Below are 15217 nucleotides of genomic sequence, written 5' to 3' on the forward strand. Positions count from 1 at the left end.
TAAGATGGAAAAATTCACCAATGCCATAGTTTCGTTCTCTTTAAAGAATACCTTAATCGTATTCTTTTTAACGGGACTATTAGCAGCCGCAGGAATTTACAGTTACATACACACGCCTATTGAAGCTTTCCCAGATGTTACCAACACAAGGGCAAGAATTATTACGCAATGGCCGGGAAGAAGTGCCGAAGAAGTAGAGAAATTTGTCACCTTACCCTTAATGAAAAAAATGAATACCATTCCTAAAAAGTCTGATGTTCGTTCTATATCATTATTCGGTTTGTCGGTAGTGACTGTTATTTTTGAAGATGGTGTAGAAGATTTTTATGCGCAACAATACGCGGCTAACCGTTTACAAGGGGTAGATTTACCTGAAGGATCAGACCCAGAAATCGATCCGCCGTACGGAGCTACCGGAGAAATTTTTAGGTACGTGATCGAAAGTGATCGGCCTATAAAAGAATTATCTGCGATACAAGAATGGGTAATCGAAAGAGAATTGCTAGCCGTACCCGGAATCTCTGACGTGCAAAGTTTTGGTGGAGAAGAAAAAACCTATCAAATACAGGTAAATCCAACCGCTTTAGAACAGTACGATCTTACGCCCTTAGACCTTTACGAAGCCATTACCAAAAGTAACATTAATGTGGGTGGCGATATGATTCAGAAAGGTCAGCAGGCGTATGTTGTTCGTGGAGTGGGTTTGTTGACGAGTATCGAAGATATTGAAAACACTTTAATTACTACTCATAATCAAACTCCGGTTTTAGTTAAAAATGTTGCTAAAGTTGCAATTTCAGCTAAACCAAGATTAGGACAGGTGAGTTTAGATGACGATCAAGATGTTGTGGAAGGAATTGTGGTAATGCTTCGTGGCGAAAATCCTGCAGAAGTAATTGAGCGTTTAAAAGACAAAATTGAAGAATTAAACACTCGTATTCTCCCAAATGATGTAAAAATAAAATCGTTTATAGACCGTACCGAATTGGTAAATTCTACCGTAAAAACAGTAAGTACCAATTTGGTGGAAGGGATCGTACTGGTTTCACTTATTGTATTGGTTTTCTTATTCAACTGGAGAACGACCATTACCGTCGCCATTATTATTCCGTTATCCTTTTTATTCAGTATTATTTTATTAAAAATACAAGGAATGCCCGCCAATCTTATCTCGATGGGAGCCTTAGATTTTGGACTTCTGTTGGAAGGAACGCTGGTAATCGTAGAAGCCGTCTACGTAAAATTAGAAGAAAAATCTGTAGAATTAGGGTTTGAGCGTTATAAACAAATCTCTAAAGGAGATATTATTAGAAAAAGCGTGAGCAAAGTAGCGCCCCACATTTTTTTTGCGCAGCTAATTTTAATAATAGCGCTCTTCCCTATTTTTTCTTTCGAAAAAGTAGAAGGCAAAATGTTTAGTCCGTTAGCATTTACCTTAGGCTATGCACTTTTAGGGTCGCTTTTATTAAGTTTAACCTTAGTACCGGCAATGTGTAAAGTTTTACTGAATAAGCACATTACAGTTAAAAATAACCCTGTAGTCAATTTTTTCCGCGGAAATATTTTCGGATTATTTAATGCTGCAAGTAAGTATAGAAAAGTAACAATGATTGCTTTTGCAGGTATTTTTATAGTATGCGTAGTGAAATTACTGAATTACGGAACCGAATTTATTCCGCAGTTAAATGAAGGTGCACTTTACATAAGAGCCACTTTACCCAATAGTGTAAGTTTAGAAGAATCGGTAAAAACTGGTAAAAAAATTAAACAGAAATTACGCGCTTTTGATGAAGTGAAATTTGTACTGAACCAAACTGGAAGACCTAATGATGGTACCGATCCTACAGGTTTTTTCAATAATGAATTTCATATTGAGCTGAAGCAAAAAGACCACTGGAAAAGAAGCCTTTCTAAAGAAGAGCTCATTGCAGAAATGAAAGATACGCTGGCAGAATTTAAAGGAATCAATCTTGGATTCAGTCAGCCTATTCAGGACAATGTAGAAGAATACGTTGCCGGAGTAAAAAGCTCTTTAGTGATCAAAATTTTCGGAGATAATCTATTCCAAATGGAAGATCAAGCCAATCAGGTGGCAAAAACCATCAGTAAAATTGAAGGAATCACCGATGTATTGGTGTATAAAAATATAGGTTTACCAGAATTGCGTATTAGCCTACAAGAAAACAAAATGGCTCAATATGCAGTAAGCACTGAAGATGCGCAAGCCGTAATTGAAATGGCTATTGGAGGAAAAACAGCCTCTCATTTTTACGAAGACGAACGAAAATTTGATTTACAAATTAGGTTTGATGAACCCTATCGAGATAGCGAAGAAGAGATAGGGAATATATTGATACCTACTTTAAACGATAAAAAAGTACCGCTGAAAAATATTGCAGATATCGAATTTAAAACCGGTCCGGCATTCATTTATCGCGAAGGCAGCAGTAGATATACCGGAGTTGGTTTTAGTATTGACGGACGAGATTTAGGGAGCACGATTGCCGATGCTCAAAAGGCAGTAGACAAAGAAATAAATTTTCCTAAAAACACCAAAGTAGAATGGGCAGGTGAATTTGAAAGTAAAGAACGTGCTACTAAGCAGCTAACTTATATTGTTCCTGCAGTACTTCTTTTAATTGTGTTCTTATTATATATGAATTTCGGAAATATTAAAGACACGATTATTTGTATCTCTACACTTTCATTTGCCTTTATTGGCGGATTTATATCGCTTTGGGCTACAGGAACCATTTTTGGGATTTCCGCAGGAATTGGGTTTATTATTCTATTTGGTGTCTGTACAATCGACGGAATTATTCTCGTTGCTGTAATGAAAGAAAACTTAGAACATATGCCGCTAAAACAAGCGATTTCTGAAGGAGTTTATAGCAGAATACGCCCGGTAATTATGATTGCTTTAATGGGATCTTTAGGATTATTGCCAGCAGCACTGTCTAATGGGATGGGTTCTGAAGTACAAAAACCTTTAGCGATAATGATTGTTGGTGGTTTGTTAATCTGTATGCTATTATCCTTTACCGTGTTACCGCAAATATTCTATATGTTTTATAAGAAAAAGAATAACTAGTTTTTAAGGCATTCTCAGCTCAATTTTGAGAATATTTTTTCATTATAAGTGTTTAGAGGAAAGGCTGTCTGTGTAAACAGGCAGCTTTTCTGTTTTACTTCAAATTTATTTTCACTCTTTGTGCTTTTTATCTGCTAGCTTTTGAATGGAGTTCAATTCCTCAATTACAAACAAACTTAAAAACCAGCATTTTAACTTGAAAAAAGAATTATTTGAAATAAAAAGAATTATTTTAGAAGCCAACCAAAATTAAAATGCTGAAGTATTTCATCCATAAACGAAAACGTTTGACAAAGAATAATCTTATTTCAGCAAAAAAATAAAAACAACCAATCAAAATGGCTTTAAAGCACATCTATTCCACTAGAAAAATATTCAGCTTTATATTTCTAATTTACTTTTTAGGTTTACATACTGACTCAATTTCACAAAATTTGAATATTAAAAATGATACTTTTTGGAACACTGTAGACAATCAACCAATTTATAGCCAGGGAGGCGGAATTTTTATTTTTACAGATCCCAAAGACGGAGTAGAAAAATATTACTGGTACGGCGCTCATTATAAAGAAGCAGAACTCTATAGAAGAGATCCATCGGTAACTCAGGATAGAAATCATTTTGAAGCAGCTACATGTTACACCTCAACCGATTTGGTAAACTGGAAGTTTGAAAGTAATGCTCTTGAAAGAAGTGAAGTGATCAAAACTTACGAAAGAACTTTTTGGATGGGAAGATTGGGCGTTGCTTATGTCAAAGAAATAGATCGTTATGCCATGTTTGTTCAGCACAACGACGGTGTGCTTATTGCAACCTCAAAAACTCCAGCAGGACCTTTTGAATGTCATAATCGATTAGATATGACTGACAGAATAGGTACCCCTAACACCGGGGATCAAACCGTTTTTACAGATCCCGATTCGGGAAAATCATACCTAATTTACTCTTATGGCCAGGGAAGAAACAAAATATACGTTTCAGAAATTGGGGTAAAAGATGGCAAAGTTGATCTTTTGGATGTTACTCAGATCTTCAAAGGCAAAGGCCCAGAAGGAAACTGCATGCTAAAGCATAATGGGAAATATTATATTTTTGCTTCTAATCTTTACGGGTGGGATTCTTCCTATGCCTATTACATGGTGGCCGATAATATTCGCGGACCATATTCTCCTGAAAATAAAATGTTGATCACCCCCGGAAGCTATAAAGATTATGCTCATATCACACAAACCGGCTTTTTTGTAAATGTTAACGGATCTGATCAAGAAACTGCGATCTATTGTGGTGATCGATGGGCAGATTTTGCAAGGAATGGTTTAGGATACAATCAATGGTGTCCTCTTTCTTTTGAAGGTGACACGCCCTATTTTAATTCTCTGAATTCCTGGAATTTTGAAGAAACTACAGGAAATTGGACTGTTGCTAAAGATAATAATTACGTTCGAAATCCAAGTTTTGAAGCCGATCGAAGAAAAATACCAAGCCCGGTAAAGCCGATCCAAGAACAATTACTAGGATGGCACTCTGTAGTTGAACAAGGGAATGTAATCGTTATTGAAGCAAAAGATTCTCCCGAATTAAATTATTTCAATTCTAAAAAAGATAGAAAAGAAGTAATTGGTGAGAAAAGTCTAAACATATCTGATAATATTAAATTCAAAAGAAACGTTTTTCAAATCATCACATCAACGCCTTACGTAAAATTAAATGATGGCAGCTATACGCTAACCGCTAAGGTGAAAAAGGCAGGGAACTTCTCAAAATTAGAAATGTATGCTGAAAGTGCTGGAAAGAAAAAAGTTGTTTCAGTAGATGCTAATGAAAATGAAACATGGTTTACTGTAAAGATCGAAAATATTAAAATTAATCAAGAAAAGGTAGAAATTGGCTTTTTAGTGCATGGAGAACCTAACGCAAGCTGCCGGGTAGATGATGTTTCCTTAATTGCCAATTGAATTTGGTAAGACTTTTATCAGTGGCTTAGTTATGATCAATATTCAATATATTCGGGCCAAATTAGAAAAAACTCTTCTGGAAAATCATCTTCCAGAAGAGTTTTAAAGAATTTATAAGGTATATCTTCCACCTGTTATTTCAATTGTTGCACCAGAAGTATAACTACTATCTTCTGAAGCCAACATCACGTATGCTGAGGCTAATTCGGCAGGTTGACCGGGTCTACCTAAAGGAGTTTGTTTTCCGAAGTTTTTCACTTTTTCTCCGGGCATTGTTGCCGGGATTAATGGTGTCCAAATCGGTCCTGGTGCTACCGCATTTACTCTAATTCCTTTTTCGGCCCATAATTGTGCCATGCTCGCGGTAAAGTTTCTTATGGCTCCTTTGGTTGCCGCATAAGGAACCAGGTTGTCACTAGGCGAATAAGCATTTACCGATGTTGTGTTTATAATACTACTTCCCGGTGCCAAATGTTGTTCTGCCGCTTTACATAGATAAAATGGAGCATGAATATTTGTTCTAAAGGTTTTATCCCATTCTTCAGCAGTAATATCTTGTAAACTATTTCTTGCCATTTGGAATGCTGCATTATTTACAATAATATCTAATTGGCCAAATTTAGCTATGGTTTTCTCTATAATATCTTTGCAGTGCTTTTCTTCTCTAATATCACCATCGATTAATAAAACTTCTCTATTTTTAGATTCAATAACTTTTGCAGTCTCTTTTGCATCATTATGTTCATCAAGATACGAAATAACAACTTTAGCTCCTTCTAATGCATAAGCGTAAGCTACTGCTCTTCCTATACCAGAGTCGCCACCGGTAATCAAGGCTACTTTACCTTTTAGCTTATCGTTTCCTTTATAGGTGTTTTCACCATAATCTGGAAGCGGATTCATTTTAGATTCTACACCTGGTTCATTCTGTAGTTCGGTGTCAAATGGTGGTTGTGGATACTTTGTTCTTGGATCTTTCATAATTATTTTTTTCTCTCTCAATATTATAACAGCCGTAGCAGTTAGATGGTTAACAAAGAGTGAATTGTATAAATTTTAATGAAAAGACCTAGAAAATCGAATAAGAAAAACATTACGATTACAGACAAATGCTTTTTTAATCACATTGTTGACGCTATTAAATTAAATATGTTAAACCATGTAAAATTTTGATCTAAAGTCTTCTTAAGCACTTTTTTTCAGCAGTTCATCCTAGCTAATTTAGATGAAAAATGACGATATGCTAAAAGCTATTGAAAATCAGGCTATTGATTTTAAAAAAAACCAATCGGATAGTAAAATTTATAAGAATTTCAAAGAATTTATCATTGGAGAAGATCATCCCTGTATTATGGCTAAAACTGTTTTTAGCATGGATAAAGTAAATCTGAATATCTATAAAAATCTAGGTAATATTGAGTTTACAAGAAAGCTTTATTCAGATTTAAAAACATACATTAATAATTACGATTTTGAATCTAACGATTTTGAAACATTTATTGCAATTTTTCCCGAGAGCGTAGATTTAAACGAAATGGAATTTGAAGAACAACTTTGGTTACAATTATATCTTCTGAATAATATGGATGAATATGATTGGGATCCTATGGTTAGCAGCAACCCACAAGATGAGAATTTTAGCTTTAGTATTGCAGGAAAATCATTTTACGTTGTGGGCCTACATTCTAATAGTTCTAGAAAAGCACGCCGTGCTCCTTACACAGCAATTGCTTTCAATTTACATTGGCAATTCGAAAAATTACGAGAAATGGGAACGTATCAACGTGTTAGAGATGCCATTCGAGACAGAGATAAACAGCTGCAAGGGACCATAAATCCCATGTTGGAAGATTTTGGAACACATAGTGAAGCAAGGCAGTATAGCGGTAGAAAAGTTGAAAAGGATTGGGAATGCCCTTTTAAATAATAAGTAATAGAATTATTTTTATATGGAAACGATAGCTAAACAATCTGGTGCCTCACTTACTATTAATAAAGGAGACCGCTTGAAGGTGACTGCTCCCAAAGGAGAACAGGTTAGTGATATGGTACTTTTTAATAAAGATGATATAAGAGAAAAAATTTCAAGTGGTAAAACTTTAGATTTTGAAGAATCTATCTTGATTTCTAAAGGAAATTTTATATGGAGTAACCGTAGCCGTAAGATGATGGAAATTTTAGAAGATACTAATGGTAGAAATGATTTTTTACTTGCACCCTGCAGCCCTGAGACTTTTGAAATTATGTACAATAATAACAAATATCACCCTAGTTGCTTTGAAAATTTATATACAAATTTAGCGAAATACGATATTGCTCCAGATGATATTCCGACAGCTTTTAATATTTTTATGAATGTTCAGTTTGACAATAAGGGCAAGATTAGTGTTGATCCTCCTTTAAATTCTGGGCAAGATTACATCCTATTCGAAGCGAAAATGGATTTAATAGTAGGCCTCACCGCATGCTCGGCTGAAGATAGCAATGGCGGAAGCTTTAAGGAAATTCAATTTGAAGTACTCTCTTCAAATTAATGCATTTATATTGATTAGCGGAATTTAATTATAAATTGAATAAATAAAATTATTACTAAAACAGATCCTAAAAGTAAGAATGGTAGCGTTAGAATTTCAGGTAAAAGTTGAATTGCAGAGCAAATAGCAATAATATAACTTAACATCAGCGAGACTATCAAAAGTCTCTGCCTTGGTTCGCGAATTAATTTCATGGTAGGTAAATTTGGTTAGCACCTCTAAATTAACATAACTTAACTAATTGAACAACAGTATTATAAAAATTTAAGGATATGTGGTAATAAACGGTTGTAATGAGGCAATTGATCAATTTCGATCTATCAATAAATTTTCCAAATCTTATTCAGAAATAGTAAAAATTTAGAAAGATGAAAGAAACAAAAGACGATAATTATTACTCTAATTTAAGAGGAATAAGTATAGCAGATTGCATCTCTAAAATCGAATATAAATTTGAGTTGCATCATGAAGAAATTTCAACATTACATCAACTTAAAAATGCTTCAATTTCTGGAGTTTTCTTAACAGAAGAAGGTTCCTTTAGTGACGTAAATGGTGAGTATTTTTCAGAAAACATAGAAGGTAACGGTAAAGTATGTATTAAGTATTATGATGAAGAACCTTATCCTAAATTTTTGATTCTCAAAAGAATTTATATTGAAAAGGATATCGATTTAAATCAATTATATACCACGTTAGAAACTAGTATTCAATTTTTTGAGGAAGCTAAAAGAGCTTCTAAGCGGATGTTTTTTGAACAGCTTTTTTCTAGACATCAAAAGATGACGCAATCTGCATTAACTAAGCTTAATAAAACATTCAGACAATCCACAAAAATCAAAAAGTTAAATGCAAAATCCTATCCCAATCAATTATTAACTTTGCAAAGAAAAGGACGCGATTTTGTAATTGATCGTGCCATAAGCCTGGAAAATAAAATCTTGCAGATTATTAGAACAGATTTAAATATTGAAAATCAGGTATTATCTGGACTTGAAGAAGATTTGGTTATTAGCATCTCAGAATTGAAGAACATCCAGAGAAATGAAATTTTGCACTAGTCTACAGAGTGATAATCTTAAATATTTTCATTACGGTTTACTATAAATATATAGTTAAAAATTGTACTATATTTAAATAGGATTTCTAGGAAAAATTTCAAAGTGACTGGTATTCTTTTTAATAACTTCAAGTTTACTGGGACGGGAAGCTCTAGCTTGCTGAAGGGCTTTCTCGTAGGCTTCATCATAATCTTCTACTTGCTCAAATTCTTCTTCACTTTCCGAAGAAAGTCGCCAGGATTTTTCATCTTCATCAAACCAAAGCTGAAATTGCTTTTGTTGCAATAATGTATGATTACGTTTCAAGAGGTGATAGATAATTTTTCCATCACTGTAATTCCCATCTGGATAACTCATTGGCAATAAAGCAAAAAACACATAGTACAACGAAAAATATAAAAATTGATAGGTAAAAATAGTAGGAACCAGTGCCTGGCTAGTGACTATATAAATTACAACGCAGGAGGATAAAATATTACCAAGTATTCCCCCTGAGTAAATGAAGAGATTACGCCATCTACTTTGGTCGTAGATATTTTCAAAATAACAGTAGCCGTAATAAAAATAATACTTCCGAATTTCAAAATATCGGTTATCTACAAGAATTCTACCCGACCCTATAATGATCTTCACCTTTTTTGCACCTAGCAATTTTGCTATTAATACATGACCAAGCTCATGCACCAAAGAAACTGCCGGAAGGATTATAAAAAAGGCTACAAATAGCTTTGGTATGTCCCAAAATTCAATCATTAATTATTGCTTTAAATTTCAAAACTAGAATAAATTTCGTGCGCCAAAATGGTTTTAACTCATTTTAAGTCAAGCATTAACGAGACTTTAAAGTACTTACTAATTTCAATTCTCAAAACTAAACCAATTAAAACTGGAGATTGATTCAATAAAAAGAAATTGAATGCATTTAATTATTTATGGATAGTAAAAATCAATATTTTCAATTGTTAGTACTGTACTCTAAATTATTTTTAGGTCATTAAAAAAGCCGCTATCAATTGATGCGGCCTTTTCTTCTAACACTCCCTGAATTTGAACTAAACTAGACAGGAATACTCATTGCTTTCGGTTGTCTTACCCAGTTTCTATGTGCAGCAATTTGCTTAATAAATTGCTCTGGTTGTTTTCCTATTAATATCGCGACATCATCGTCAAATAAGTTGATAGCGGTTTTATCCAATAACGCAGTAGTGTCTTTTTCAGCAGCAAAAGCTTTACAGTGCTTAAGGGTTTCATTTATAAATTTAACCGACTTTGGTGCTTCTGTTAAAGCCTTTATACTCTTAGATCCTCCTGGCAAATAGAGCGCATCGTATAAGACACTTTCTGTAGTTAACAGTGCAGCATCCACTTTATGGTTTTTGTCGTGATCGCATTTTACAGTTCCGCCATGAGTTGCCACTAAATGAACAATAGCGTTCTTCTTAGTCAGTGCTTTCTTCATTTTCATTACCTGTTCACCATCAAAACCATCTCCTACCAAAAATGCAATCTTTCGCGTGGCTATACTTTCTGAACTTAGATGAGTAAGACTTAGTGCTTCAGATTTTTTAAGATATTCTTTCTTTGGTCCCGGTTGATGATCTGCTGGATCCGCATCGGCACCTATCGCCTGATTTACGGGTTGCTCGATTTCACTAGGGATCTGCATCCCTAAACCATCTGCTACTTTTATTGCAAGATCATTATCAATTTGATTAATTACATAGAGCATACGTTCCTTAATATGATCGTAGGTACATTTACCAAGTTCGAATGTATAGGCATCTGCTACGTGTTGCTGTTCCCAATCTGTTAAACTTCTGTAGAACAATGCTGGTTGGGAATAGTGATCATTAAAACTAGTGCTTCTCGCTCTAATTTTTCTCGCATCGATACGCTCTTCATAAGATGTAAATCCACCTTCCGCCATTTTAGCTAAATGTGGACATCCTCCACCAATTGAATTTGGAAAATAAGCGGTTTTCCCTTTATCAACAGTCATTCTCATATGCGCATCACGCTGATTGTTATGCGTTGGATTTATAGGACGATTGATTGGTATTTCATGAAAATTTGGACTTCCTAATCTTGAAAGTTGCGTATCGGTATAACTAAATAATCGGCCTTGCAACAACGGATCGTTTGAAAAATCTATTCCCGGTACTACATGACCTGGATGAAAAGCTACCTGCTCGGTCTCTGCAAAGAAATTATCAGGATTTCGATTCAATGTCATTTTACCAACTCTTTTAACTGGTACCATTTCTTCAGGAATCAGTTTTGTTGGATCAAGAATATCAAAATCGAATTTATGTTCATCTTCTTCAGGAATAATCTGGAAACCTAATTCCCACTCTGGATATTCGCCACTATCGATAGCATCCCATAAATCCCTTCTATGGAAATCGCTATCTGCACCATGCAATTTAACAGCTTCATCCCATGTAATAGAATGTGTTCCTAGAAGTGGTTTCCAGTGAAATTTTACAAAATGAGATTTTCCTTCAGCATTAATCAATCTAAAAGTATGTATACCGAAACCTTCCATCATTCTGAAACTTCTTGGTATAGCACGATCACTCATCACCCAAATATGGTTGTGCAATGTTTCTGTTGTTCGAGAAACAAAATCGTAAAAAGTATCATGTGCTGAAGCAGCCTGCGGAATATCTTTATCTGGCTCGGGTTTAACAGCATGGATCAAATCTGGAAATTTCATAGAATCCTGAATAAAAAATATAGGCATATTATTTCCTACAAGATCAAAGATTCCCTCTTCCGTATAAAATTTTGTTGCAAACCCTCTAACGTCTCTGGCTAAATCGGCAGATCCTTTATTACCGGCCACCGTAGAAAAACGGACAAATACCGGAGTTTTTCTATTCGTATCGGTAAAAATACCGGCTTTTGAATATTTTTCCTGGCTTTCATAAAGCTCAAATACACCATGAGCTCCACTACCTCTTGCGTGTACTATACGTTCTGGAATACGCTCATGATCAAAATGAGTTATTTTTTCTCTTAAAATAAAATCTTCTAGCAAGGTTGCTCCACGCTCGCCAGCTTTTAAAGAATTATTAGTATCATTAACTTTAACACCCTGGTTTGTAGTCATTGTCTTTCCTGTACCATCTTTGGTATTGGAAGCCAAATCCTGAGTTTTTTTGTTTTCTTTTTGCTCTTCATTCATAGCTCAACAAGTTTTTTTTGGTATCGGGAATGTACTGGAATAATTGCAGGAAAGTGCGCGTTATTGGAAGTTGATGTGCTTATTACAGCCTTTAACTCAACTATAGCATATTATAACATAATATTAAGTACGGTAAGGTGCATGATAATCATAAACTGATAATCTTCAAATTATAAAATTGCTACTTAAAATCTAAAATAAAGTTGAGAGTAATGCTTGAATTTCGCTGAACGATCTGAAAAAACTTAGTCGCTAATCGTTGAATTTTGGTTAAAGAATTCAATTTCTATAACTTAAGTACTAAAAAGCTTCACCAATACTGATGTAGAAATTGCTTCCATCTCTTGTAAAGGCATAATCAAATCGAAGATATACATCTTTTTTCTGAAAAATAAGAAATCGTGCTCCTGCACCGGCAGACCATTTTAGTTTGTTGAGTTCTACCTCATTCCACTTATCAAAGACTTCTCCTACTCCGGTAAAAATTGTGGCACCAAGACGATCTGTAAAACCTAACTTTAATGGCAAAAATCGATATTCTACTTGCGCGGCAATTTGATTTTGATCTCTAAATCTTCCTTTAAAATAACCACGCATTAAGCTTTCGCCTCCCATATAAGAAAGCTGATTGAAAGGTACGTCTCCGCCAAAATTGAACTCTCCAAATAGTTGCGCCGCAAGAACATCCCTTTCGTTTATTTTTTTAAAAACACGGTTATCTATAGAAATTAGCTGATATTCTACATCGCTATCCCAAAAGGGATTATAATTCAGGTAGGCAAATTCGCTAAAAAAAGCATCTCTTTCATTTAAAACATTATGTCTTTGATCATAAACTAATCCTACGCCTAAACCAAAGTTAGTTGACCCCTCGGCTCCAAAGGGTATTTCAATATCTTCTAAATCATTATCATTTTTCCCTTCAAAAGATACATTTGTAAGGCTTCTAAAATCTGTTTCTACACCTATATAAAAGTCTTCTAGTACTCTTCTTAAAACGCGCTCTTTGATTCGAATTTGGGTTGCATCTACCAAGGCTATATTTTCCTTCGGAACATCATTTCCTATCCCATAATATTTAAGCGGAAATTGCTCAAAATCGATATCTCCAAGAAAAAACCACTTATCCTTATCTGAATATAACGCATGGCCAATACGTAAACCATATTGCCCATTTAGAGTAAAAAAACTGTAGGCCTTCATTTCACTTAGCCTGTTATTTACATCCTCATTCGCATAATAAATATACAGCGGGGTAACTCCAAATTCTACTCCGGTCTCTGGCCGATAACCAACTGTAGGAAAAACAAAAAATTGAGATTTCTCTTTCGATACCGTATCGTTTAAAATATTATTGATGTATCTTCCTATAAATCCCTTTTTAGACTTCTCTTCTTTAGTCTCCTGTCCAAAGACGGTGGTACTTATAAGCAAAAGGCATACAGCAAGTAAAAGCAAATAGGGTTTTCTTCTCATAATTGGTTAAAAACGCAAATGTAAGCTTTTACAAATTCCTGTAGTATTTTTGACTTTTCGCAAACAATCTGAATAACAGGTTGTTATAAATCTATCAAAGCAACATTTTTAAGAAAGAATAGGAACGCTTTCAGCTAAATAATCCCTATCCCATAGGTGTTTTTTATTTCAGTCATTACAAAAGTACTATGCGTACTTCCTATGCTCTTTACGCCACCAAGTTTATTAAATACAAAATCCTGATAATGTTTCATATTACGCGCATAAACTTTTAAAAGAAAATCAAAATCCCCGGAAATATTGTAACATTCAACAATCTCATCAATCTTCATAATATCATCTACAAATTGATTTCCTATCGTCCTATCATGTTTTTTCAGCCTAATGTTACAAAAAACTATAAATCCATGATGCAATTTTTCAGCATCCAAAATTGCGATATATTTTTTGATATAACCGCTTTTCTCCAACCTTTTCAGTCGTTCAAAAACTGGAGAAGCAGATAAATTAACCTTTTTTGCCAGTTCTTTTACGGTAAAATTTGAATTTTTATGGAGTATGTTTAACAACTTAAGATCTACCTCATCTAAATTTTCCATAGGATATTATTCTTTTTGAAAGTTTGTAGCCTGCATGTAAAAGTACAATATTCTTCAATACTAATATAAATAAGAGATTTAAACCTAATTACACCAAAAATTTAGATGAAAACACGCTATTATATAACTTTGACCGTTACAAAAACCTAACAAAATTTAATTATGTGCATTCATTCTACCACAAAAAACAAATCTGACGTTGTTGGAAGTTTTCTACGACCAGAGACCCTAAAAAAAGCTCGAGAACAATTTGCTAAAAATGAAGTTTCAGCCTCAGAATTAAAAAAAATTGAAGATGAAGAAATCGCTAAACTTATCGAAAAACAAAAACAAAGCGGACTTAACGCCATAACCGATGGAGAGTTTAGACGAAGTTACTGGCATTTAGATTTTTTTTGGGGATTAGATGGAATAGAGCATTTCTTAAAAGATCGGGGTTATTTATTTCAGGGGGAAGAAACCAGAAAAGATTCAGCCAGATTATCAGGAAAAATAAAATTTAACCCAAATCATCCTGTTTTCGATAGTTTTTTATTCCTAAAAGAACATGTTGGCGAAGAACATGTTGCAAGACAAAGCATTCCCGCTCCTGCCCAATTATATGCCGAATTAGTTAGAGGCGATAACGAGGAATATGTGAAGAAATATTATTCAGATCAAGAAGAATTATTTAAAGATATTGCTGAAGCATACCAACAAACGATTTTAAAATTATACGATCTTGGTTGCCGTGACCTTAAATTCGATGATTGTACTTGGGCCATGTTATGTGATGCCGATTTTTGGAAAACAATGGCAGGTGAAGGTTTTGATCGCAACGATCTTAAAGAAACCTATCTTAAATTAAACAATTCGGCTTTAGAAAACTTACCTGAAGATTTACATTTATCAACCCATGTTTGCAGAGGGAATTATCATTCTACCTGGGCCGCATCTGGTGGTTATGAGCCGGTAGCCGATACACTTTTTGCAAAGGAAGCGGTAGAAAACTTTTATTTAGAATTTGATGACGATCGTTCTGGAGATTTTGAACCGCTAAGATTTGTGCCGAAAGATAAAAAAGTTGTTTTAGGCTTACTTACCAGCAAAAATGCAACTTTAGAAAACAAGCAAGTTATCATCGATCGTATTAAAGAAGCTACACAATATGTAGATTTGGAACGCTTAAGTTTGAGTCCGCAATGTGGTTTTGCTTCTACTGAAGAAGGAAATATTCTTACCGAAGAAGACCAGTGGAAAAAGATAGAACTCATCAATGAAATTAGCCAGGAAGTCTGGGGATAATTTGAATTTATATTTGAATTTATAAAACCT

Annotated in this window: 11 protein-coding genes; 6 read left to right on the plus strand and 5 right to left on the minus strand. The window is 34.4% G+C overall.

All coding sequences use genetic code 11. The features are described from left to right. The first annotated feature begins 4 nt into the window (after positions 1-4). Positions 5-3091, plus strand: a complete 3087-nt coding sequence (locus PBT91_RS15720; RefSeq protein ID WP_270059409.1) for an efflux RND transporter permease subunit — start codon at positions 5-7, stop codon at positions 3089-3091. A 434-nt stretch (positions 3092-3525) separates the two neighbouring features. Beyond that, a complete protein-coding gene (locus PBT91_RS15725) occupies positions 3526-5046 on the plus strand; it encodes a family 43 glycosylhydrolase (RefSeq protein WP_270059410.1) in 1521 nt (506 codons plus the stop codon). 111 nt (positions 5047-5157) lie between these two features. Here PBT91_RS15725 and PBT91_RS15730 read toward each other — a convergent pair whose 3' ends face one another. Next, entirely contained in the window at positions 5158-6027 is an 870-nt protein-coding gene (locus PBT91_RS15730) for an SDR family oxidoreductase (protein ID WP_270059411.1), read from the minus strand. Positions 6028-6271: 244 nt separating this feature from the next. Between PBT91_RS15730 and gntA the strand changes: the two genes are divergently transcribed. The 3 genes from gntA to PBT91_RS15745 all read left to right on the plus strand — a co-directional run bounded on the left by gntA (position 6272) and on the right by PBT91_RS15745 (position 8641). Then, a complete protein-coding gene (gene gntA, locus PBT91_RS15735) occupies positions 6272-6973 on the plus strand; it encodes a guanitoxin biosynthesis heme-dependent pre-guanitoxin N-hydroxylase GntA (protein WP_270059412.1) in 702 nt (233 codons plus the stop codon). Between the two features lie 22 nt (positions 6974-6995). Next, entirely contained in the window at positions 6996-7580 is a 585-nt protein-coding gene (locus tag PBT91_RS15740) for an urea carboxylase-associated family protein (RefSeq protein ID WP_270059413.1), read from the plus strand. Positions 7581-7948: 368 nt separating this feature from the next. Further along, positions 7949-8641 (plus strand): hypothetical protein, encoded by a 693-nt coding sequence (locus PBT91_RS15745; protein WP_270059414.1) that lies wholly within the window; start codon positions 7949-7951, stop codon positions 8639-8641. A 72-nt stretch (positions 8642-8713) separates the two neighbouring features. On the opposite strand, the gene PBT91_RS15750 is transcribed toward PBT91_RS15745, so the two are convergent. From PBT91_RS15750 to PBT91_RS15765, 4 genes are all read right to left on the minus strand, one after another. Beyond that, complete coding sequence (locus PBT91_RS15750) at positions 8714-9394, minus strand: site-2 protease family protein (protein WP_270059415.1); 681 nt, start codon at positions 9392-9394, stop codon at positions 8714-8716. A 304-nt stretch (positions 9395-9698) separates the two neighbouring features. Then, complete coding sequence (locus PBT91_RS15755; RefSeq protein WP_270059416.1) at positions 9699-11828, minus strand: catalase; 2130 nt, start codon at positions 11826-11828, stop codon at positions 9699-9701. A 300-nt stretch (positions 11829-12128) separates the two neighbouring features. Then, positions 12129-13304, minus strand: a complete 1176-nt coding sequence (locus PBT91_RS15760; protein ID WP_270059417.1) for a BamA/TamA family outer membrane protein — start codon at positions 13302-13304, stop codon at positions 12129-12131. 134 nt (positions 13305-13438) lie between these two features. Then, entirely contained in the window at positions 13439-13903 is a 465-nt protein-coding gene (locus PBT91_RS15765; protein ID WP_270059418.1) for an Lrp/AsnC family transcriptional regulator, read from the minus strand. 162 nt (positions 13904-14065) lie between these two features. On the opposite strand from PBT91_RS15765, the gene PBT91_RS15770 reads away from it, so the two are divergent. Further along, complete coding sequence (locus tag PBT91_RS15770) at positions 14066-15187, plus strand: 5-methyltetrahydropteroyltriglutamate--homocysteine S-methyltransferase (RefSeq protein ID WP_270059419.1); 1122 nt, start codon at positions 14066-14068, stop codon at positions 15185-15187. Positions 15188-15217 lie beyond the last annotated feature (30 nt).

This window comes from Zunongwangia sp. HGR-M22 (genome assembly GCF_027594425.1).
Classification (GTDB): Bacteria; Bacteroidota; Bacteroidia; order Flavobacteriales; family Flavobacteriaceae; genus Zunongwangia.

Bases quoted from the DNA above. Each gene is read 5' to 3' on its own strand.
- PBT91_RS15720 (WP_270059409.1), top strand. From the start codon at position 5: ATGGAAAAATTCACCAATGCCATAGTTTCGTTCTCTTTAAAGAATACC.
- PBT91_RS15730 (WP_270059411.1), bottom strand. From the start codon at position 6,027: ATGAAAGATCCAAGAACAAAGTATCCACAACCACCATTTGACACCGAA.
- gntA (WP_270059412.1), top strand. From the start codon at position 6,272: ATGAAAAATGACGATATGCTAAAAGCTATTGAAAATCAGGCTATTGAT.
- PBT91_RS15740 (WP_270059413.1), top strand. From the start codon at position 6,996: ATGGAAACGATAGCTAAACAATCTGGTGCCTCACTTACTATTAATAAA.
- PBT91_RS15745 (WP_270059414.1), top strand. From the start codon at position 7,949: ATGAAAGAAACAAAAGACGATAATTATTACTCTAATTTAAGAGGAATA.
- PBT91_RS15750 (WP_270059415.1), bottom strand. From the start codon at position 9,394: ATGATTGAATTTTGGGACATACCAAAGCTATTTGTAGCCTTTTTTATA.
- PBT91_RS15755 (WP_270059416.1), bottom strand. From the start codon at position 11,828: ATGAATGAAGAGCAAAAAGAAAACAAAAAAACTCAGGATTTGGCTTCC.
- PBT91_RS15760 (WP_270059417.1), bottom strand. From the start codon at position 13,304: ATGAGAAGAAAACCCTATTTGCTTTTACTTGCTGTATGCCTTTTGCTT.
- PBT91_RS15765 (WP_270059418.1), bottom strand. From the start codon at position 13,903: ATGGAAAATTTAGATGAGGTAGATCTTAAGTTGTTAAACATACTCCAT.
- PBT91_RS15770 (WP_270059419.1), top strand. From the start codon at position 14,066: ATGTGCATTCATTCTACCACAAAAAACAAATCTGACGTTGTTGGAAGT.